Origin of the sequence: Stenotrophomonas sp. TWI1183, from assembly GCF_039673115.1 — a bacterium.
GTDB lineage: Bacteria > Pseudomonadota > Gammaproteobacteria > Xanthomonadales > Xanthomonadaceae > Stenotrophomonas > Stenotrophomonas maltophilia_AA.
In genome coordinates this window covers 99363-116860 of the sequence record NZ_JBDJKZ010000002.1, presented here as the reverse complement: position 1 = coordinate 116860, position 17498 = coordinate 99363, and the positions used below count along the sequence as shown (strand labels likewise).

At 65.6% G+C, this 17498-nt stretch carries 17 protein-coding genes; 12 read left to right on the top strand and 5 right to left on the bottom strand.

Annotated elements, in window-relative coordinates; genetic code table 11:
• The first annotated feature begins 17 nt into the window (after nt 1-17).
• Complete coding sequence (locus ABE434_RS02915; RefSeq protein ID WP_346477895.1) at nt 18-632, top strand: hypothetical protein; 615 nt, start codon at nt 18-20, stop codon at nt 630-632.
• 17 nt (nt 633-649) lie between these two features.
• Nucleotides 650-2464: a dihydrolipoyl dehydrogenase gene (lpdA, locus tag ABE434_RS02910; protein ID WP_346477759.1), complete on the top strand. Its 1815-nt coding sequence runs from the start codon at nt 650-652 to the stop codon at nt 2462-2464.
• A gap of 430 nt (nt 2465-2894) precedes the next feature.
• On the opposite strand, the gene ABE434_RS02905 is transcribed toward lpdA, so the two are convergent.
• The gene (locus ABE434_RS02905) at nt 2895-3713 is read right to left on the bottom strand and encodes a hypothetical protein (protein ID WP_346477758.1); all 819 of its coding nucleotides are present in this window, start codon (nt 3711-3713) and stop codon (nt 2895-2897) included.
• A 537-nt stretch (nt 3714-4250) separates the two neighbouring features.
• On the opposite strand from ABE434_RS02905, the gene ABE434_RS02900 reads away from it, so the two are divergent.
• The 9 genes from ABE434_RS02900 (at nt 4251) to ABE434_RS02860 (ending at nt 11447) form a co-directional block, all read left to right on the top strand.
• Nucleotides 4251-4619 carry a hypothetical protein gene (locus ABE434_RS02900; protein ID WP_172407534.1) on the top strand — a complete coding sequence of 123 codons (369 nt, stop codon included), beginning with the start codon at nt 4251-4253 and terminating at the stop codon, nt 4617-4619.
• A gap of 31 nt (nt 4620-4650) precedes the next feature.
• Nucleotides 4651-5445, top strand: coding sequence for a F0F1 ATP synthase subunit A (gene atpB, locus ABE434_RS02895; RefSeq protein ID WP_176988112.1), 795 nt, complete (start codon nt 4651-4653; stop codon nt 5443-5445).
• A 66-nt stretch (nt 5446-5511) separates the two neighbouring features.
• Nucleotides 5512-5814: a F0F1 ATP synthase subunit C gene (gene atpE / locus ABE434_RS02890; protein WP_088433762.1), complete on the top strand. Its 303-nt coding sequence runs from the start codon at nt 5512-5514 to the stop codon at nt 5812-5814.
• Between the two features lie 111 nt (nt 5815-5925).
• Nucleotides 5926-6396 (top strand): F0F1 ATP synthase subunit B, encoded by a 471-nt coding sequence (locus ABE434_RS02885; RefSeq protein ID WP_176988113.1) that lies wholly within the window; start codon nt 5926-5928, stop codon nt 6394-6396.
• Nucleotides 6397-6399: 3 nt separating this feature from the next.
• Nucleotides 6400-6927, top strand: a complete 528-nt coding sequence (locus tag ABE434_RS02880) for a F0F1 ATP synthase subunit delta (RefSeq protein WP_346477757.1) — start codon at nt 6400-6402, stop codon at nt 6925-6927.
• A 44-nt stretch (nt 6928-6971) separates the two neighbouring features.
• Nucleotides 6972-8519 carry a F0F1 ATP synthase subunit alpha gene (gene atpA / locus ABE434_RS02875; RefSeq protein WP_176988115.1) on the top strand — a complete coding sequence of 516 codons (1548 nt, stop codon included), beginning with the start codon at nt 6972-6974 and terminating at the stop codon, nt 8517-8519.
• A gap of 82 nt (nt 8520-8601) precedes the next feature.
• Nucleotides 8602-9465: a F0F1 ATP synthase subunit gamma gene (gene atpG, locus ABE434_RS02870; RefSeq protein WP_176988116.1), complete on the top strand. Its 864-nt coding sequence runs from the start codon at nt 8602-8604 to the stop codon at nt 9463-9465.
• Between the two features lie 37 nt (nt 9466-9502).
• Nucleotides 9503-10909 carry a F0F1 ATP synthase subunit beta gene (gene atpD / locus ABE434_RS02865; protein WP_121040078.1) on the top strand — a complete coding sequence of 469 codons (1407 nt, stop codon included), beginning with the start codon at nt 9503-9505 and terminating at the stop codon, nt 10907-10909.
• Nucleotides 10910-11024: 115 nt separating this feature from the next.
• Nucleotides 11025-11447 (top strand): F0F1 ATP synthase subunit epsilon, encoded by a 423-nt coding sequence (locus ABE434_RS02860; protein WP_019183637.1) that lies wholly within the window; start codon nt 11025-11027, stop codon nt 11445-11447.
• A gap of 85 nt (nt 11448-11532) precedes the next feature.
• On the opposite strand, the gene ABE434_RS02855 is transcribed toward ABE434_RS02860, so the two are convergent.
• Complete coding sequence (locus tag ABE434_RS02855; RefSeq protein WP_176988117.1) at nt 11533-11916, bottom strand: GtrA family protein; 384 nt, start codon at nt 11914-11916, stop codon at nt 11533-11535.
• Between the two features lie 85 nt (nt 11917-12001).
• Between ABE434_RS02855 and glmU the strand changes: the two genes are divergently transcribed.
• Complete coding sequence (gene glmU / locus ABE434_RS02850; protein WP_346477756.1) at nt 12002-13366, top strand: bifunctional UDP-N-acetylglucosamine diphosphorylase/glucosamine-1-phosphate N-acetyltransferase GlmU; 1365 nt, start codon at nt 12002-12004, stop codon at nt 13364-13366.
• A gap of 64 nt (nt 13367-13430) precedes the next feature.
• Here the strand turns inward: glmU and ABE434_RS02845 are convergent, their stop codons facing one another.
• The 3 genes from ABE434_RS02845 to ABE434_RS02835 all read right to left on the bottom strand — a co-directional run bounded on the left by ABE434_RS02845 (nt 13431) and on the right by ABE434_RS02835 (nt 17485).
• The gene (locus ABE434_RS02845; protein ID WP_176988119.1) at nt 13431-14798 is read right to left on the bottom strand and encodes an ATP-binding protein; all 1368 of its coding nucleotides are present in this window, start codon (nt 14796-14798) and stop codon (nt 13431-13433) included.
• Nucleotides 14795-16135 carry a sigma-54 dependent transcriptional regulator gene (locus ABE434_RS02840; RefSeq protein WP_346477755.1) on the bottom strand — a complete coding sequence of 447 codons (1341 nt, stop codon included), beginning with the start codon at nt 16133-16135 and terminating at the stop codon, nt 14795-14797. The genes ABE434_RS02845 and ABE434_RS02840 overlap by 4 nt, the downstream gene beginning before the upstream one ends.
• 129 nt (nt 16136-16264) lie before the next feature.
• The gene (locus ABE434_RS02835) at nt 16265-17485 is read right to left on the bottom strand and encodes an FtsX-like permease family protein (protein ID WP_346477754.1); all 1221 of its coding nucleotides are present in this window, start codon (nt 17483-17485) and stop codon (nt 16265-16267) included.
• Nucleotides 17486-17498: the final 13 nt, after the last annotated feature.

Genomic DNA, 17498 nt, shown 5'->3' with positions numbered 1-17498 from the left:
TCCTGGCCGGGCTGCTGATGGCGCTGCCGATGGCGCAGGCGGGCGCGCGCGAATGCGCGTCCGACCTGGGCCATGGCTGGCCACCGGCGGTCGGCAACTACGGCCAGGCAGTGGAAACCCTGTTCGACGGCAACGCGCAGCCGGCGTTGTCGCTGGTCAGCCTGCCCAAGAGTGGCGTGGAGACCGGCGTGGCGCTGCTGCCCGGTCCCGGGGACCAGGCATGGACCCTGCGCTACAGCCGGGCCGACAAGCGCGTCTACAGCTGGAACAGCGGCACCCGCCAAGGCGGCGTGGAACTGCGTGTGGACCAGCAGCCGGACCAGGACCAGGTCAGCATCCCGGCGCCGTTGGCGCAGCGGCTGCTGCACAGCTGGCAGGCCGCGCTGGCCGCGCAGGTGCCGGGCGACCGCAAGGCGCCGGTGTTGGACGGTGACGTGCTGTCCTTCACCGTGGATGGCCAGCGTTACAGCGGCACCCGGCCGGAGTGCGGTGCGGGCCGGCTGATGATGAAACAGGTGGCGCTGCTGATCGAAGCCAGCGACACCAAGGAAAAGAAGCTCGACCGTCGCTGGAAAGATCTGGACGAGTCGCTCGACGAACTGCAGCAACTGCTCGGCGGCAAGGCCGGCTGAGCACCAGGAGAACACGAATGGCCGCAATTGAAATCAAGGTTCCCGACATCGGCGATTACAGCGGTGTCCCGGTGATCGAACTGCTGGTCGCCGTGGGTGACACGGTGAAGAAGGACCAGGGTCTGGTCACGCTGGAATCGGACAAGGCAACGCTGGAAGTGCCGTCGTCGGCGGCCGGTGTGGTCAAGGAAATCAAGGTCAAGCTCGGCGACAACCTCTCCGAAGGCGACGTCGTGCTTGTGCTGGACGCCGAAGGCGAGGCCGCCGCGCCTGCCGCGCCGGCCAAGGCGGAAGCGCCGAAGGCCGAGGCCGCTCCGGCCAGCAAGCCGCCGGTGACCCCGTCGCACCGCGCCCCGGCCGAACCGGCCGCGCCGCAGCCGGCGCTGTCCTCGGGCAAGCCGGCCGACATCGAATGCAAAATGGTGGTGCTGGGCGCAGGCCCGGGCGGTTACACCGCTGCCTTCCGTTCGGCCGACCTGGGCGTGGACACCGTGCTGGTCGAGCGTTACGCCAGCCTCGGCGGCGTCTGCCTCAACGTGGGCTGCATCCCGTCCAAGGCGCTGCTGCACGCTGCCGCGGTGATCGACGAAGTCGCCCACGCCGGTGATTTCGGCGTCGAATTCGGCAAGCCGACCATCACCCTGGACAAGCTGCGCGGCTACAAGGAAAAGGTGGTCACCCAGCTGACCAAGGGCCTGGCCGGCATGGCCAAGCAGCGCAAGGTGCGCACCGTGCAGGGTCTGGCGAAGTTCGTCTCGGCCAACGAACTGGAGATCGTCGGCGACGACGGCAAGACCCAGCTGCTGCGTTTCGAGCAGTGCATCATCGCCGCCGGTTCGCAGGCAGTGAAGCTCCCGAACTTCCCGTGGGACGACGAGCGCGTCATGGACTCCACCGATGCGCTGGAGCTGGCCGAAGTGCCGGGTTCGCTGCTGGTGGTCGGTGGCGGCATCATCGGCCTGGAAATGGCGACGGTGTATGCGGCGCTGGGCAGCAAGGTGACCGTGGTCGAGTTCATGGACCAGCTGATGCCGGGCGCCGACAAGGACCTGGTCAAGCCGCTGGCCGATCGCCTGAAGAAGCAGGGCGTGGAGGTCCACCTGAAGACCAAGGCGACCGACGTCAAGGCCGACAAGGCCGGCATCACCGTGTCCTTCGAAGCCGCGGTGGAAGGCGAAAAGCCGGGTCTGGACGCCAGCATCTTCGACCGCGTGCTGGTCGCGGTGGGCCGCTCGCCCAACGGCAAAAAGATCGATGCCGAGAAGGCCGGCGTGCAGGTCACCGACCGTGGCTTCATCCCGGCCGACCGCCAGATGCGCACCAACGTGCCGCACATCTTTGCGATCGGCGACATCGTCGGCAACCCGATGCTGGCCCACAAGGCCACGCACGAGGGCAAGCTGGCCGCGGAAGTGGCTTCCGGCGAGAAGAAGGAATGGGTGGCGCGCGTGATTCCGTCGGTGGCCTACACCAATCCGGAAATCGCGTGGGTCGGCGTGACCGAAACCGAAGCCAAGGCCAAGGGCCTGAAGGTCGGCGTGGCCAAGTTCCCGTGGGCCGCCAGCGGCCGTGCGATCGGCATCGGTCGTACCGAGGGCTTCACCAAGCTGATCTTCGACGAAGAGACCCACCGCATCATCGGTGGCGCGATCGTGGGCGTGCACGCCGGCGACCTGCTGGCCGAGATCGGCCTGGCGATCGAGATGGGTGCGGAGGCCGAAGACATCGGCCACACCATCCACGCGCATCCGACGCTGAGCGAATCGGTGGCGATGGCCGCGGAAATCTACGACGGCACGATCACCGATCTGTACATGCCGAAGAAGAAATAATCGGTCGATCACCGCCCTGGGTGGTGGCTCCGGTTCAACGAAAAACCCCGGTGAAAGCCGGGGTTTTTTGTCGCTGACGCTGAAGCTGAGGCTGGCGAAGCAGCATCTCTTGGCGCCGCTTCGCTGCACAGGCCGGGGCCCGCCGCGGCCGGCAGGCCGTTCGGCAAATGTCCCCCGGCATCCGCCTCACGGCGGCTGCCTCCTCCTTGATTTTGCCCAACGGCCTACCGGCCGCGGCGGGCACCGGCCTGCGCAGCGAGCGCCTGATGCTCTGCTGCGAGCGGCCAGCGTAATTTTCGCCGGGGGACATTCGCCCGACAGGGTATCCGTGCCCGCCACTCGACCAAGCCGCCCTTAAACCCTAAGCGCACAAAAAACGCGGCCCCCGATACATCGGGGGCCGCGCTTGGAGAGCAGTGTCGCGAAGAGCTTAGAAGACGAAGCTGACGCCTGCCACCGGACCCTTGAACTCCTGCTTCAGACCGATCGTGCCATCGCGGCCGCTCTGGTCGACGTCCAGCTTGAACCAGTCGTAGCCGGCGAACACGCCGAAGTTCTTGGTGAAGCGGTAATCGACGATCGCATTGGCGCGGCTCAGATCACCGTCGTAATCGTCGAAGTTGCCCCACTTGGTGTTCAGGTACTGGCCCTGGAACGTGATCATCCACTTCTCGGACGGGGTGAAGCTCAGGCGGGCACCGACCACCGGCGCAACACCGTCGGCCTTCTCGTCCAGGAACTCGCCCTGGTACAGATCGCCGACGTCGGCGTAGGCCTTGGTGCTGACCTTCGCGTACTCCGCACCCAGCTGCAGGCCGAGGTCGAACTTCTCGGTGTCCACCACCGAGTAGTCGTACACCAGGCTGGCGACCTGATACTTCAGCTCACCCTTGATGAAGCTGCCGGCCGGCACGTTGGTGTCGCCGAAGCTCACGCCCTGGTCGAGGGTCTCGCGGCGATCCTTGTCGTACTTGAAGTAGTTGAACAGCAGGCGCTGGCGGTTGCTGATGCGGAACATGCCGTCCACGCGCGGCTCCCATTCCTTGCCACCCAGGCCGAAATCTTCGGAGAAGCCCACATCCTGGCCAGCGATGTTGGTGTTGCCGCGGATCGTGTTGTCCGAATCGATCTGCATCGCACCAAGGCGAAGCGCGAAGCGGTCGTCGCCTTCGGCAGCGTGGGACGGAGCGGCGTAGGAGAGTGCGGCCAGAGCGACTGGCACGGCAAGCAGGGAAAGCATCGGGCGCATCGGGGGTCCTTGCGGTGGTTCTAGTGATGTGCCGTCACATTGCCCACTGCGACGTCCACCATTCGTGAAGGTATGGTGGAGGCTGTGTGTACCGTTCATGCGCGCGGCCGGACCGCGGGTCCGTGCGGTGGCCGTTTCCGGGCGGATTACCGTTACCCGCGGCCCACGGGCGACCCTGTTCAGCGGCGACACCGCGCCGGCCGGGAAAAAGAGGGTGGCCCCGGAGAGGGCTTCGGGGCCACCCTGTACCAGCCCGCTCGCGGGACGCCGACGAGGATTCAACGGCAGGCTCATGGATCCGACCGGGGCAAGGGGCCAAAGTTCAACATGTTGCACTGCCGCATCGCGCTCCTCCTGCGCAAACCGATTGGACCGCAGGTGGCACAGGTGCGCAGGAGGCCCCAACGGCGGGCTTACATCCGGGATGAACAGGCAGCGGTTGTCTCTCAAATTGTCCCATTGCTATAATTTGGCGGCTCGACGAGGCGTTTGCTTGCGGCCTCGGCCTTTCTACTCACAACCATGCAGGACATTCACGTGCTGAACTCCGTTGACGCGGGTCGGCGACTGATGCTGCGCGCAGCGGTTTACCCGCTCGCTGCAGTGGCTGTCCTGGCTCTTGCCCTGCTTCTGTGGGGAGGCCCGAAGGCCGCTCTGGGGGCGCTGCTCTCCGGTGTGGCGGTGTCTGCAGCCGGCTGGGTCGCCGCGCGGATGGCGCTCGGCGGCGGGGTGCAGGCGGCAGGCTCGGCGATGACCCGCCTGATCCTGGCGGTGGTGGCAAAGTGGGTGCTCGTATTCGGCGTCCTGATGGTGGGGTTCCTGGTCTTCAAGCTGCCTGCACTGGCGCTGCTGGCCGGTATCGCCGTCGGATTGATGTTCCAGGTCCTGGCTCTGGCCAGGCGCTGATCCAATTTATTTAACTCAAGGTTCCGGACACATGGCAGGCGAGGCGCTGACACCCACCTCCTACATCCAACATCACCTGCACAACCTGACGTTCCATATGCAGGAAGGTGGTTTCTGGGCAATTCACGTCGACACCATTGTGACTTCGGTCCTGATGGGTTTGTTGATGGTGTTTGGCTTCTGGATGGCAACCCGCAAGGCGACTGCCGGCGTCCCGGGCAAGTGGCAGGCGTTCGTCGAGATCTGCCTGGAGTTCGTTGACCGCCAGGCCAAGGACACCTACCACGGCACCAGCAAGCTGGTGACCCCGATCGCGATCACCCTGTTCTTCTGGATCCTCATGATGAATCTCATCAAGATGATCCCGGCCGACTTCATCGCCAAGCCGCTTGAAATGATGGGCGTGCCGTACTGGAAGCCGGTTCCCACCGCCGACGTCAATGCCACGCTGGGCATGTCGATCAGCGTGTTCTTCCTGATGCTGTTCTTCGCGCTGCGCTCCAAGGGCCTGGGTGGCTTCACCAAGGAATTCCTGACCGCGCCGTTCGGCAAGTGGATGCTCCCGTTCAACCTGATCCTCAACATCGTCGAGTGGCTGAGCAAGCCGATTTCGCTGGCGATGCGACTGTTCGGCAACATGTTCGGCGGTGAGATCGTCTTCCTGCTGATCTGGGTGCTGGGCGGTGCGGGTATCGCCGGTGCCATCGCGGGCGGTGCATTCGGCCTGGGCTGGATGCTGTTCCACCTGCTGGTGATTCCGCTGCAGGCGTTCATCTTCATGATGTTGTCCATCGTGTACCTGAGCCTGTCGGAAGACGCTCACTGAGTTTCGCTTCACCCTTCATCCGTTTGTTTCTAAACCCTTAGTTATCCAAAGTTCCAGGAGAAAACCATGTACTTCGCCGTCCTGACCAACCTCGCCCAAGTCCAGAGCTCCACCGTCCTCGCCGTCGGCATCATGATCGGCCTGGCCGCGCTGGGTGCCGGTCTCGGTCTGGCCATCATGTCCGGTAAGTTCCTGGAATCGGCCGCGCGCCAGCCGGAACTGATTCCGGTGCTGCAGGTCCGCATGTTCATCACCGCCGGCCTGATCGATGCCGCGTTCATCATCTCGGTCGCCGTCGGCCTGCTGCTGGCCTTCGCCAACCCGACCATCGGCGAGTTCGTTGCACGTCTGCCGGCCGTTGCGGGCTGATCCAGCGAAAGCGAAACGATCAGGCGCCTTGTGCGCCTGATCGCGGATGAAGGACGGCTGCGCCGCTTCGGGCGGCGCAACCACCCCATCACCCCAGATTGAGCGAACCCCATGGATATCGGTTTTACCCTCGTTGCCCAGGCACTGGCGTTTGCCGGTCTGATCTGGATCATCGCGACCAAAATCTGGCCGCCGTTGATGAACGCCATCGAAGAGCGTCAGCAGAAGATCGCTGAAGGCCTCGCCGCTGCCGACCGCAGCCAGAAAGATCTGGCCCAGGCGCAGGAAAAGGTCAACGATGCACTGAAGGATGCGCGCACCAAGGCCAACGAGATCATCGATCAGGCCCACGCACGCGCCAACCAGATCGTTGATGCCGCCAAGAATGAAGCCATCGTCGAAGCCAACCGCCAGAAAGATCTGGCCCACGCCGAGATCGAAGCTGCCGCCAACCGTGCCCGTGAAGATCTGCGCAAGCAGGTGTCCGCGCTGGCCGTGAGCGGTGCCGAAAAGCTGCTCAAGCGCGAAATCGACGCCAACGCCCACAAGGCGCTGCTCGACGAGCTGGCCTCGGAGATCTGATCGATGAGCCAGGCCCTCACGCTTGCACGCCCGTATGCCCGCGCCGCGTTCGCGACCGCGCGCGACGAAGGCACGTTCGCGCCGTGGTCGGACGCGCTTGCGTTCTCCGCCCACGTAGCTGCCGACCCGCGCGTGGCGGCCTTGCTGTCGAACCCGGAACTGGACCGCGACGATGCCGTCGCGCTGCTGGTGCCGGAATCGTCCAGCGAGACCTTCGGTCGCTTCCTGGCCATCCTGGCCAATGCGCACCGTCTGCCGCTGCTGCCGGAAATCGCCGGCATGTACGACCAGCTGCGCGCTGAAGCCGAACACGTGGTCAAGGCCACGGTGACCTCGGCCACCGAATTGTCCGGCGCCGAACTGGACGCCATCAAGGCCGCGCTGCGCAAGCGCTTCGGCGCCGAGGTGGATGTGACGACCGCAGTGGATGCGTCGCTGATCGGCGGTGCCGTGATCGACGCCGGCGATGTGGTCATCGATGGCTCGCTCAAGGGCAAGCTGTCGCGCCTGCAGACCGCGCTCGCTAACTGAATTCATTTAACGTCCGGCGTGATCGCCGGCACTAGGACTTGACGATGGCAACCACGCTCAACCCCTCCGAAATCAGCGAACTGATCAAGAACCGCATCGAGAAGGTCAAGCTGGCCGCGGAATCGCGCAACGAAGGCACCGTGACCAGCGTGTCCGACGGCATCGTGCGCATCTTCGGTCTGGCCGACGTGATGCAGGGCGAAATGATCGAACTGCCGAACAACACCTTCGCTCTGGCCCTGAACCTGGAGCGCGACTCGGTCGGCGCCGTGGTGCTGGGTGATTACCAGAACCTCCGCGAAGGCGACGTTGCCAAGACCACCGGTCGCATCCTGGAAGTGCCGGTCGGCCCGGAAATGCTGGGCCGCGTCGTGAACGCGCTCGGCGAGCCGATCGACGGCAAGGGCCCGATCGCGGCCAAGGCCACCGCGCCGGTGGAGCGCGTTGCCCCGGGCGTGATCTGGCGCAAGTCGGTCGACCAGCCGGTGCAGACCGGTTACAAGTCCGTCGACTCGATGATCCCGATCGGCCGCGGCCAGCGCGAGCTGGTCATCGGTGACCGCCAGACCGGCAAGACCGCCCTGGCCATCGATGCGGTGATCAACCAGAAAGAAACCGGCATCAAGTGCGTGTACGTCGCGATCGGCCAGAAGGCCTCGACCGTGGCCAACATCGTGCGCAAGCTGGAAGAGAACGGCGCCCTGGCGCACACCGTGGTGGTCGCTGCGACCGCGTCCGAATCGGCCGCGATGCAGTACATCAGCGCCTACTCGGGCTGCACCATGGGTGAGTACTTCATGGACCGCGGCGAAGACGCGCTGATCGTGTACGACGATCTGTCCAAGCAGGCCGTTGCCTACCGCCAGATCTCGCTGCTGCTGAAGCGTCCGCCGGGCCGTGAAGCCTACCCGGGTGACGTGTTCTACCTGCACTCCCGCCTGCTCGAGCGCGCTGCCCGCGTGTCGGAAGAGTATGTGGAAAAGTTCACCAACGGTGCCGTCAAGGGCAAGACCGGCTCGCTGACCGCGCTGCCGATCATCGAAACCCAGGCCGGTGACGTCTCGGCCTTCGTGCCGACCAACGTGATCTCGATCACCGATGGCCAGATCTTCCTGGAAACCGATCTGTTCAACTCCGGCATCCGCCCGGCCGTGAACGCCGGTATCTCGGTGTCGCGCGTCGGTGGTGCGGCCCAGACCAAGATCATCAAGAAGCTGTCCGGCGGCATCCGTATCTCGCTGGCCCAGTACCGTGAGCTGGCGGCGTTCGCGCAGTTCGCCTCGGACCTGGACGAAGCCACCCGCAAGCAGCTCGAGCGCGGTCAGCGCGTCACCGAGCTGATGAAGCAGAAGCAGTACGCCCCGATGTCCATCGCCAACCAGGCGCTGTCGATCTACGCCGTCAACGAGGGTTACCTCGACGACGTGCCGGTCAACAAGCTGCTGGCGCTGGAAGAAGGTCTGCATGCCCACTTCGCCAACACCCAGGGCGAGCTGATCAGCAAGATCAACGCGACCGGCGGCTGGGACAACGACATCGAAGCTGCCTTCAAGAAGGGCATCACCGAGTTCAAGACCACCGGCAGCTGGTAAGCCGCATGTGTGGCGGGGCCTGACGGCCTCGCTTCACCGTTGAATGGCAGCGGGGCAGAGCCCCGCTCTACGGGAAGAAGAGATGGCAAGCGGACGCGAAATCAAAACCAAGATCAAGAGCGTGCAGAACACCCGCAAGGTGACGCGTGCGCTCGAAATGGTCTCGGCCTCCAAAATCCGCAAGGCGCAGGAGCGGATGAAGACGTCGCGTCCGTATGCGCAGGCGATGAAGCAGGTGATTGGTCACCTGGCCCAGGCCAGCACCGACTACCAGCATCCGTTCCTGGTCCAGCGTGACGAGGTCAAGCGCGTCGGTTACATCGTGGTCTCTTCCGACCGCGGTCTGGCGGGCGGCCTGAACAACAACCTGTTCCGCAAGATGCTGGGCGAAATGCGCCAGTGGCAGGACAAGGGCGCCGACATCGACGTGGTCACCGTCGGCCAGAAGGCCTCGACCTTCTTCCGCCGCGTCAAGGTCAACATGGTCGGCACCGTCACCCACATGGGCGATGTGCCGCACCTGGAACAGCTGATCGGCGTGATCAAGGTCATGCTCGATGCCTTCACCGATGGCAAGGTCGACCGCGTCTACCTGGTCTACAACCGCTTCATCAACACGATGACGCAGAAGGCCAGCTTCGATCAGCTGCTGCCGTTGCCGGCCGCTGAGAAGCAGGTCGCGCATCACGACTGGGACTACCTGTACGAACCCGACGCCGCGACCGTGCTCGAGCACGTGATGACGCGTTACGTCGAGTCGCTGGTGTACCAGGCCGTGCTGGAAAACGTCGCGTCCGAGCATGCAGCCCGCATGGTCGCGATGAAGTCGGCCAGTGACAACGCGAACAAGCTGATCGGTACCCTGCAGCTCGTCTACAACAAGGCGCGCCAAGCAGCGATCACCCAGGAAATCTCCGAAATCGTCGGCGGCGCGGCAGCAGTCTGACGCGCACAGTCAAAGCACACATTAGAGGATTGCAGCAATGAGTCAGGGCAAGATCGTTCAGATCATCGGCGCCGTCGTCGACGTCGAATTCCCCCGCGAGTCGGTGCCGAAGGTGTACCACGCGCTGAAGGTGGACAACACCGAAATCACGCTGGAAGTGCAGCAGCAGCTCGGTGACGGCGTGGTCCGTTGCATCGCGCTGGGCTCCACCGACGGCCTGAAGCGCAACCTGGTCGCCACCAACACCGAACGCGCCATCTCGGTGCCGGTCGGCGCGGGCACGCTGGGCCGCATCATGGACGTGCTGGGTCGCCCGATCGACGAAGCCGGTCCGGTCACCGCCAGCGACACCTGGGAAATCCACCGTGCCGCTCCGTCGTACGAAGACCAGTCCCCGGCCACCGAGCTGCTGGAAACCGGCATCAAGGTCATCGACCTGATGTGCCCGTTCGCCAAGGGCGGCAAGGTCGGCCTGTTCGGCGGCGCCGGCGTCGGCAAGACCGTCAACATGATGGAACTGATCAACAACATCGCCAAGGCGCACAGCGGTCTGTCCGTGTTCGCCGGCGTGGGTGAGCGTACCCGTGAGGGCAACGACTTCTACCACGAGATGAAGGACTCCAACGTCCTGGACAAGGTCGCGATGGTGTACGGCCAGATGAACGAGCCGCCGGGCAACCGTCTGCGCGTCGCGCTGACCGGCCTGACCATGGCCGAGTACTTCCGCGATGAGAAGGACGAGAACGGCAAGGGCAAGGACGTGCTGCTGTTCGTCGACAACATCTACCGCTACACCCTGGCCGGTACCGAAGTGTCGGCGCTGCTGGGCCGCATGCCGTCGGCCGTGGGTTACCAGCCGACCCTGGCCGAGGAAATGGGCGTCCTGCAGGAGCGCATCACCTCGACCAAGAATGGCTCGATCACCTCGATCCAGGCCGTCTACGTGCCCGCCGATGACTTGACCGATCCGTCGCCGGCCACCACGTTCGCCCACCTGGATTCGACCGTGACCCTGTCGCGTTCGATCGCCTCGCTGGGTATCTACCCGGCCGTGGATCCGCTCGACTCGACCAGCCGCCAGATGGATCCGCTGGTCATCGGTCACGAGCATTACGACACCGCCCAGCGCGTCCAGCAGACCTTGCAGAAGTACAAGGAACTGAAGGACATCATCGCGATCCTGGGCATGGACGAACTGTCCGAAGAAGACAAGCAGGCCGTGACCCGCGCCCGCAAGATCGAGCGCTTCTTCAGCCAGCCGTTCCACGTGGCCGAAGTGTTCACCGGCTCGCCGGGCAAGTACGTGTCGTTGAAGGACACCATCCGTGGCTTCAAGGCCATCGTCGATGGCGAATACGACCACCTGCCGGAACAGGCGTTCTACATGGTCGGCAGCATCGAAGAAGCGGTCGAGAAGGCCAAGAAGATGGCTGAGAAGGCCTGATGCGGCGGGGACGGGCGACATGCCCGTCCCGACCCGTCACACGGGGTGGGCGCATGCCCACCGCTGAGGACATCCTGCGGTGGGCCCACGCCCGCCCTAAAGCGAGAAGAGTTTCATGAGCACCATCCGTTGCGACATCGTCAGCGCCGAGCAGGAAATCTTCCGTGGTGAGGCGACCCTGGTCGTGGCCACCGGTGAGCTGGGTGAGCTGGGCATCGCGCCCAAGCACGCCCCGCTGATCACCCGGCTGAAGCCGGGCAAGGTGGTGGTGACCACGCCGAGCGGCGAGCAGATCGACTTCGCCATCTCCGGCGGCATTCTCGAAGTGCAGCCGCAGGTCGTGACCGTGCTGGCCGACACCGCGATCCGTGCCCAGGACATCGACGAAGCCTCGGTCCGCAAGGCCAAGGAAGAAGCCGAGCGCATCCTGGCCAACCGTGGTGAAGCAATGGAAGTGGCCGAAGCGCAGCAGCGCCTGGCGGAAGTGTCCGCCCAGCTGCAGGCGCTGGAGCGCCTGCGCAAGAACCTCAAGCACTAAGCGGCGCGGCGCGACGGCGCCATCCGCGAAGGGGAAAACGCCGGCTTGCCGGCGTTTTTTTTTGCCTGCCTCCCGGTAGGCCGGATCAGCGGAAGATCAGGGTTCGCATCAGCAGGAACGACAGACCGGCCAGTGCGCCTTCGACCAGCGGCTTGGCCAGCCATGCATAGCGCAGCCCCAGGTGCTCGGCCGCCAGCGTCACCAGCAGCGTGCTGATCGCGGTCAGCACCGCCCAGAGCAGCAGGAAGCGCACGAACCGCGGCCAGCCCAGACGGTGCTCGCCATCGCGGGCGAAGGTGTAGCGGCCGTTGAGCCAGAAGCCGAGCAGCATCCCGCTCACGCGCCCGAGCAGGTTGCCCGGGGCGGCCGGCATGCCGAGCGCGGTGGCGGCCACGAACACCGCCCAGTCCACGACCAGTTGGACCAGGCCGACGACGAGGTAGCTGCTACCTTGGCGGAGGAGACTCACGGGAAATCCGGGTGCGGACAATCCCACATGTTAACGAGCGTCGCACTAGAATTCCCATCAACGATTCCCGGAACGTGATCTACCCATGACCCAACCCCTGCACGTGATCATCCTGGCGGCCGGTGCCGGCAAGCGCATGAAGTCGGCCCTGCCGAAGGTGCTGCAGCCCATCGCCGGGCGCCCGATGCTTGCCCATGTCATCGACACCGCGCGCCAGCTGCAGCCGGCAGCGATCCACGTGGTGTACGGCCATGGCGGCGAAGCGGTCCGGCAGGCGTTCGCCGACCAGCCCGACCTGCGCTGGGCCGAGCAGGGCCAGCAGTTGGGCACCGGCCATGCCGTACTGCAGGCGATGCCGGAGGTGCCCGATGCGGCGACCGTGCTGGTGCTCTACGGCGACGTGCCGCTGATCCGCGCCGAGACGCTGCGCCACCTGTTGTCGCAGTCGGGCCGGTTGGCCGTGCTGGTGGCGGAGGTTGCCGACCCGACCGGTTACGGCCGCATCGTGCGCAATGCGGAGGGCAAGGTGGGCGCGATCGTCGAGCAGAAGGATGCCAGCGACGAACAACGCAGCATCCGCACCATCAACACCGGCATCATCGCCGCCGAATCGACCGCACTGCGTCGTTGGCTGTCGCAGCTCTCCAATGCCAATGCGCAGGGCGAGTATTACCTGACCGACATCTTTGCTGCGGCGGCGAGCGATTACACGCCGGCCGAGATGGCCTTCGTGCAGGAGCCGCAGGACGCCGAAGGCGCCAACGATCCCTGGCAGCTGGCCCAGCTGGAGCGTGCCTGGCAGATGCGTGAAGTGCGTGCGCTGTGCGCGCAGGGCGCACGCGTGCTCGATCCGGCACGGTTGGATATCCGCGGCACGGTCACCGCCGGCAGCGACGTGCAGATCGACGTCAACGTGATCCTGGAAGGGCGCGTGGTGCTGGGCGACGGCGTCAGCATCGGCGCGTTCACCCGGCTCAAGGACGTCACCCTGGCCGCCGGGACCGTGGTCAAGCCGCACTGCGATCTGGAGGGCGTGGTCAGCGAAGGCGCGGCGGACATCGGTCCGTTCGCCCGTCTGCGCCCCGGCACCGTGCTGGCCGAAGGTTCGCACGTGGGCAATTTCGTGGAGACCAAGAAGGTGGTGCTCGGCGCGGGCAGCAAGGCCAACCATCTCACCTATCTGGGCGATGCGGTGATCGGCAGCAAGGTCAACATCGGCGCGGGCACCATCACCTGCAACTACGACGGCGTGAACAAATCGCAGACCACCATCGGCGACCGCGCCTTCATCGGGTCCAACAGCTCGCTGGTCGCGCCGGTGGTGATCGGGGAAGGCGCTACCGTTGCGGCAGGATCGGTGATCACCCGCGGCGCGCCGGCGGACAAGCTGACCGTCGCCCGTGCCCGTCAGGAAACGATCGACGGCTGGAAGCGCCCCACCAAGAAGTAGTGCCGGCCGCTGGCCGGCAACCCGGCAGTCCCGAGAGCATCACGGTGCCGGCCAGTGGCCGGCACTACCGGGCGTCGGCCGGCAGGAACACCGCCACGCACAGGCCACCCTCGCGGCGGTTCTGCAGCGAAATACGGCCACCATGCGCTTCGACGATCTCACGGGTCAGCGCCAGGCCGAGACCGGTGCCGTTGCGCTTGGTCGAGTAGAACGGCATCAGCGCGTTCTGCAGCACCGCCTCGTTCATGCCCTTGCCGCGATCCAGTACTTCCAGCCGCAGCCACTGGGGCAGGCGGGTCAGGCGGACCTCGACGTCGTCATTCGGCGGCTCGGCCTCGCCACACGCTTCATGGGCATTCTTGAGCAGGTTCAGCAGCGCCTGCCCGAGCTGGGCGATGTCCACGCGGCTCTGCAGATCGTCGGGTACCTCCGCCATCCGGAACGGAATCTGGTGCTGCAGCCCGCCCAGGAACAGGTTCCACTGCACGGTCTGCAACTGCGGCTGCGGCAGCTTGGCGAAGCGCGCATAGCCGCGGATGAACCCTTCCAGGTGGCGGGCGCGCTCTTCGATGGTGGTGAACACTTCTTCCAGCCGTTCGGTCTTGCCGCGCCGGACCAGCTCGCCACCGGAATGCGCCAGCGAGGCGATCGGCGCCAGCGAGTTGTTCAACTCGTGGCTGATCACCCGGATCACCTTCTTCCACGTCTGCACTTCCTGGCGGCGCAGTTCGGCGGTCAGCAGGCGGATCAGCAGCAGGTCGTGCGGGCGCCCGTTGAGATGGAAGTTGCGGCGTGACAGATGGTAGATCTGCTCATCGTCTTCATCGTGCTCATCGTCGCTGTCCTGGCCTTCGCCGCGCACGGCGAACAGGCTGTCGCCGCCGCGGGCGATGGCATCGCGCAGTTCGATCGGCATCGTCGCCATCACATCGTGCATGCGCTGGCCTTCCAGCTTCCAGCCGCTGTGCAGCAGCTTGCGCGCGGCCAGGTTGGAGAACACCACGCGCTGCACGCCGTCGCCCCCGTGGGCCAGCAACAGCATCGACACCGGCGTGTTCTGCACCATGGTGTCCAGCAGCAGCTCGCGCTGGACCAGGTCCTGGCGCTGCGCACGCAGCACGTCGCCCAGCTCGCGGTGGGCCTGGACCAGATCACCCAGCTCATCATTGGAAGGCCAGTAGATGCCGAAGTTGTACTCGCCGTCGCGGTAGCTGCTGGTGGTACCGGACAGGGCGCGCAGCAATGAGCGGATCGGCGCCGTCGCGCGACGCAGGCTCCACCACATCAAAGCCAGCAGCACGACAACCGAAATGCACGTGACCGCCCAGCCATGGTCCAGCCAGTACGCCAGGTACCACGGGAACGCGGCCGCCAGTGCCAGCACCGGCAGCAGGCGCAGGAACAACCGGAAGGTGAAGGAGCGCCGTTTCATTCGCGCGGAATGCCGTAGCGGTCCATGCGCCGGTACAGGGCCTGGCGGCTGAGCCCGAGTTCGGCAGCGGTCTGGGCGATGATGCCGTGGTTGTGGGCCAGTGCGGTCTCGATCCGGCTGCGGTCCGGGTCCACCGTCGGGGCCGCCGCGCGCGGTGCGGCGGTACGCGGCAGGTTGAGATCGGCGACCTCGATGCGCGGGCCGGTGGCCAGCAGGTCGGCGCGCTGCAGCACGTTGCGCAGTTCGCGCACGTTGCCGGGCCAGGGGTGGCGTTGCAGCGCGGTGGCGGCGGCGGTGGACAGCGGCTTGCCACTGCCCAGGAAGCGTTCGGCCAGCGGCAGGATGTCGCCGGGCCGTTCGGCCAGCGGCGGCAGCGCCAGCTCGACGGTGTTGAGGCGGTAGTACAGGTCCTCGCGGAACTGGCCGTCGCGGATCATCGTCGGCAGGTCGGCATTGGTCGCGCTGATCACACGTACTTTGACCTGGCGCTCGCGGTTGGAGCCCAGCCGTTCGAAGCGGCCGGTCTCGAGTACGCGCAGCAGCTTCATCTGTCCGCTGGAGGAGAGGTTGCCGATCTCGTCCAGGAACAGCGTGCCGCCGTCTGCCGCTTCGAACTTGCCTTCGCGTGCCTTGTTGGCACCGGTGTAGGCGCCGGCTTCGGTACCGAACAGCTCGGCTTCGATCAGCTCGGCGGGAATCGCCCCGCAGTTGAGCGCGACGAACGGCCCCTTGGCGACCAGCGAGTTGGCCTGGATGATCTCGGCGATCTTCTCCTTGCCCGCACCGTTGGGACCGGTGATCAGCACCGGCAGTGCCGAGCGTGCGACCTGGCAGGCCAGGCTGACCACGCGCTCGCTGGCCGGATCGGCCACCACTGCGCCGCGCAGGTCGTAGCGCGCCTCCAGCGCCGAACGGTCGCGCTGTTCGCGGTCGCGGCGGCGATCGAGTTCGCGGCGGGTTTCGGAGAGCTCCAGCAGGTTGTTGACCGTGATCAGCAGCTTGCGGTCGTCCCAGGGCTTGGCCAGGTAGTCCGCGGCGCCGGCCTTGACCAGATCGACCGCGCTGCTGAGATGCGTCCAGGCGGTCAGCAGGATCACCGGCAGGTCCGGGTGGCGGGCGCGGATCTGCTGGAACAGCGCTTCGCCTTCCTCGCCGGAGGTGGTGTCCTCGGTGAAGTTCATGTCCTGGATCACCAGGTCCACCGGCTGTTGTTCCAGCAGCGCCAGCCCCTGTTCGGGCGAAAGCGCGTGCAGGGTGTCGATGTCGTGCAGCGAGAACAGCACGTCGAGTGCGGTGCCGACGCTGGCGTTGTCGTCAATGATCAGGATCGAGGGCATGCGGCAACGAAGGACCAGGAAGTAGGCAGAGAGTACCGGAGCCGTGGGCCCTGGTGCAGGGCAGGGCCTTGCTGGCCGCTGCCCGGCTGCGGCCCCCGCCCTTGCGGGGACCGCCTTCGGAACGGGCCGTCAGGCACTCCGGGTGGCGACGGCGGGGGGCACGGCCGCGGCGCGGCGGGCCGGGCCGAAGACCGCGATCTGGCCGAGCAGCCACAGCAGGACCGCGCCGATCGGCAGGTAGCTGATGGGCATGCGCGGCAGCTCGTAGTTGTTCATCAGCCACAGGTTGATCGTGTAGGCCATCAACATGCCCAGCACGATGCCGACCGTGGCCAACAGGAAGTTCTCGGTCTGGAAGTAACGCAGGATCTGGCTGCGGGTGGCGCCCAGCGCGCGGCGGATGCCGATCTGCTTGGTGCGCTGCTGCACCCAGAAGCTGGCCAGGCCGACGATGCCCAGTGCGGTCACCACCAGCAGCGCCACGCACACGGTGATCAGCAGGCCGACCATGGCGCGGTCGTTGGCGAAGTACTTCTTGCGCTGTTCCTCGTAGGTGGATTTGCCGCGGATCAGCCGGCTCGAATCGACACGTTCCAGTGCCGTCACTGCTGCCTTGATCACCTCGTCCCGACGCGCGGGATCGGTGACACGGATCAGGTAGAAGCCTTCGTCGTAGGTCGCCCGCAACGGCAGCATGATCGAATACTGGATGTCGCCGCCAACCGGGTTCGGGCGGGCCAGCACCTTGACGATGCCGACGATGCGCAGCGGCATGGAACCGCTGTAGACCGTCTTGCCCAAGGCATCACCGCCGGGGAACATCTTGTCCGCAATCGCCTTGGTGACGATGATCGCCGAGCCCGTCTTTTCGGCGTTCTCGTCGGTCAGGGCATCCGCTGCGTCGCGGTATTCGTCGCTCTGGAAATCACGGCCGGCGATCAGCTCCACGCCCAGTGTCTCCAGCGCGCCTTCGCGGGCGAAGTACTGGGAGGTGCTCAGCGTCGAGCGTTCCTGGTTGGGGGTCAGCCCCAGGCCCGTGTTCCAGGAGCTGTTGCGGAACGGAATCTGGTTCAACGTCACGGCACTCTTGACGCCCGGAATGGCCTGCAACGCCGCCAGGTCTTCGCGGGTGCGCGCGGCCGCATTGACCTGGGTGCCGATGCCGCCCAGGCGGACTTCGATCAGTTCGGTCTCGGCGATGCCGCTGGGCTGGTTGATCTTCTCGATGCGCTGCCCGATCAGGAACAGCGCATTGCAGACGATGGCGCAGGTCAGCGCGATCTCGAGCACGATCAGCGACGCGGCGGTTTTATGCCGGCGCAGGGTGGAGAGGATGGGACGGATATCCATGGTGTGCTCCGGA

Coding starts and splice junctions, on each gene's coding strand:
- atpG (WP_176988116.1), top strand. CDS start 8,602: ATGGCAAGCGGACGCGAAATCAAAACCAAGATCAAGAGCGTGCAGAAC.
- ABE434_RS02905 (WP_346477758.1), bottom strand. CDS start 3,713: ATGCGCCCGATGCTTTCCCTGCTTGCCGTGCCAGTCGCTCTGGCCGCA.
- lpdA (WP_346477759.1), top strand. CDS start 650: ATGGCCGCAATTGAAATCAAGGTTCCCGACATCGGCGATTACAGCGGT.
- ABE434_RS02840 (WP_346477755.1), bottom strand. CDS start 16,135: ATGCCCTCGATCCTGATCATTGACGACAACGCCAGCGTCGGCACCGCA.
- glmU (WP_346477756.1), top strand. CDS start 12,002: ATGACCCAACCCCTGCACGTGATCATCCTGGCGGCCGGTGCCGGCAAG.
- atpA (WP_176988115.1), top strand. CDS start 6,972: ATGGCAACCACGCTCAACCCCTCCGAAATCAGCGAACTGATCAAGAAC.
- atpE (WP_088433762.1), top strand. CDS start 5,512: ATGTACTTCGCCGTCCTGACCAACCTCGCCCAAGTCCAGAGCTCCACC.
- ABE434_RS02845 (WP_176988119.1), bottom strand. CDS start 14,798: ATGAAACGGCGCTCCTTCACCTTCCGGTTGTTCCTGCGCCTGCTGCCG.
- ABE434_RS02860 (WP_019183637.1), top strand. CDS start 11,025: ATGAGCACCATCCGTTGCGACATCGTCAGCGCCGAGCAGGAAATCTTC.
- ABE434_RS02915 (WP_346477895.1), top strand. CDS start 18: ATGGCGCTGCCGATGGCGCAGGCGGGCGCGCGCGAATGCGCGTCCGAC.
- ABE434_RS02885 (WP_176988113.1), top strand. CDS start 5,926: ATGGATATCGGTTTTACCCTCGTTGCCCAGGCACTGGCGTTTGCCGGT.
- ABE434_RS02835 (WP_346477754.1), bottom strand. CDS start 17,485: ATGGATATCCGTCCCATCCTCTCCACCCTGCGCCGGCATAAAACCGCC.
- atpD (WP_121040078.1), top strand. CDS start 9,503: ATGAGTCAGGGCAAGATCGTTCAGATCATCGGCGCCGTCGTCGACGTC.
- ABE434_RS02880 (WP_346477757.1), top strand. CDS start 6,400: ATGAGCCAGGCCCTCACGCTTGCACGCCCGTATGCCCGCGCCGCGTTC.
- atpB (WP_176988112.1), top strand. CDS start 4,651: ATGGCAGGCGAGGCGCTGACACCCACCTCCTACATCCAACATCACCTG.